We start from the raw sequence: 1713 nt of genomic DNA, 5'->3' as shown, positions 1-1713 counted from the left end.
CGTCAATCTGCGTCGCGATCAGCTTCGGGGCGTGCTTGCCGAAGCCCTGCGTAATCCGATCGCAGATCTGACCGATCGTGACGGCGTTTTCGCTGCCGATATCGATCCGAACCCACGAAACGTACGGAACCAGCGCCTCCGACGGACCGGCGATCTCACCGACTTGGTCGAGCGCAAGCAGGCCACCGTGCGCACGATAGCGGGCGACCGCGTCGGTCACCGCCTCGTCGGCTTCGAGATCCGGCGGGAGCATGACGATCGCGGAGCCGGGCTCGGCGACGTGAAACGCGTCCTCGAGCAGCTGCGCACGCGTGCAGTACACGAAGGCCGGCATTCGATTGCGCACCAGATCGAACGTGCCGCTCAGGAAGCTTTCGACAAAGCCGTGTTCCCCCGTCTCCGTCTCCTTGAAACGGATTTCGTACCCGAGCAGGGCGCCGGTCGTACCGAAGATGGGCTGGCGAACGAGGCAGAAGTCGGACATTTGGCTGGGAAGAACGCGGTACAGGGGTGGCGCAGACGACGTCGTCGTAGCGACTGTACGACGATTCAATTGCTCGCGAGGCACTCTTTCGGGATTCGGACCCGTCACGGGTGTCGCGCCATCTTCCTTCGGTCAGACATGAGCATTACCACGCTCGACGGGAGCCTTCACCGCGGCTGCGGTGGTCGGTATGCCCTCCAGACGGAAACTGTGACTATGCGCATCAGCGGCATGGCGGCCGAGGTGACGCGCGGGTTCTATCGCTGCGAGAAGTGCGGGCACGAGAACCGGACGATCGAACAGCGCGATGCGGCGGAAAAGTCGGCGACGGAGCAGATCCGGATTGCCCATGATCTGCTGGCACCGAAGGCGATCCGGCATTTGCGCGAATCGCTGGGGCTCACGATTCCGCAGTTCGCGGACCTGTGCTACGGCACGCCGAAGGGGATCGTGGAAGGGTGGGAGAAAGGGAAGTATCTGCAGAATCGCGACGCCGATGCGCTGATTCGCGGCTTACTCGATCGCGAGACGCTCGAGAAGCGCGCGGCGAAGGCCGGTGTGACATTGCCGGTGATCGCTGACCCGGTCGCGTCTGACGCGGCGCTTGCGCCCACCGCCTGACACCGCCTGATACCGCCGATACCGAGGACGCTCCCATCGCGCTCATCATCACTCACGAGCTGACACGTCGCTTCGGCACCGTGACAGCGCTCGATGGCCTCACGGTTTCGATCGAGCCAGGCATTACGGGCCTTGTTGGATCGAACGGGGCCGGCAAGAGCACGTTGGTGAAGATTCTGCTTGGTCTGCTCGAACCATCCAGCGGATCGGCGAACGTGATGGGGCACGATGTGGAACGCGACCGTCGCGCGATCCGCTCGCTCGTGGGATACATGCCCGAGCACGACTGCCTGCCGCCGGAAATGACCGCCGCCGAGTTCGTGTCGTTCATGGCGCGGTGTTCGGGACTGCCAACCACGGCGGCCCGCGAACGTGCGGCCGAAGTGTTGCGGCATGTAGGGCTGTTCGAGGAGCGATACCGTCCCATGCGTGGCTACTCCACCGGTATGGCGCAGCGCGTGAAGCTAGCGCAGGCACTGGTGCACGATCCGCGCATTCTGGTGCTCGACGAGCCCACGAACGGACTCGATCCCGCCGGACGCGACGAGATGCTGGCGCTGATTCAGCGCACGGGGCGCGAGTTCGGGATCTCGGTGTTGGTGTCGTCG

The 1713-nt window shown here is 64.2% G+C and carries 3 protein-coding genes; 2 read left to right on the top strand and 1 reads right to left on the bottom strand.

The window, feature by feature from the left end:
- A partial coding sequence (locus ACESNG_RS21105) for a hypothetical protein (protein WP_373070697.1) occupies nucleotides 1-484 on the bottom strand: 484 nt, incomplete at its 3' end.
- A 138-nt stretch (nucleotides 485-622) separates the two neighbouring features.
- On the opposite strand from ACESNG_RS21105, the gene ACESNG_RS21100 reads away from it, so the two are divergent.
- Nucleotides 623-1105, top strand: coding sequence for a hypothetical protein (locus ACESNG_RS21100; RefSeq protein WP_373070695.1), 483 nt, complete (start codon nucleotides 623-625; stop codon nucleotides 1103-1105).
- A gap of 80 nt (nucleotides 1106-1185) precedes the next feature.
- Nucleotides 1186-1713, top strand: a 528-nt coding sequence (locus ACESNG_RS21095; protein ID WP_373070693.1) for an ABC transporter ATP-binding protein, incomplete at its 3' end; no start/stop codon positions are given.

Origin of the sequence: Gemmatimonas sp., assembly GCF_041689975.1 — a bacterium.
Lineage (GTDB): Bacteria > Gemmatimonadota > Gemmatimonadetes > Gemmatimonadales > Gemmatimonadaceae > Gemmatimonas.
This window is presented reverse-complemented; position numbering and strand designations above follow the sequence as displayed.

Excerpts from the sequence above, each read along its gene's own strand:
- ACESNG_RS21100 (WP_373070695.1), top strand. The coding sequence starts at position 623 with ATGAGCATTACCACGCTCGACGGGAGCCTTCACCGCGGCTGCGGTGGT.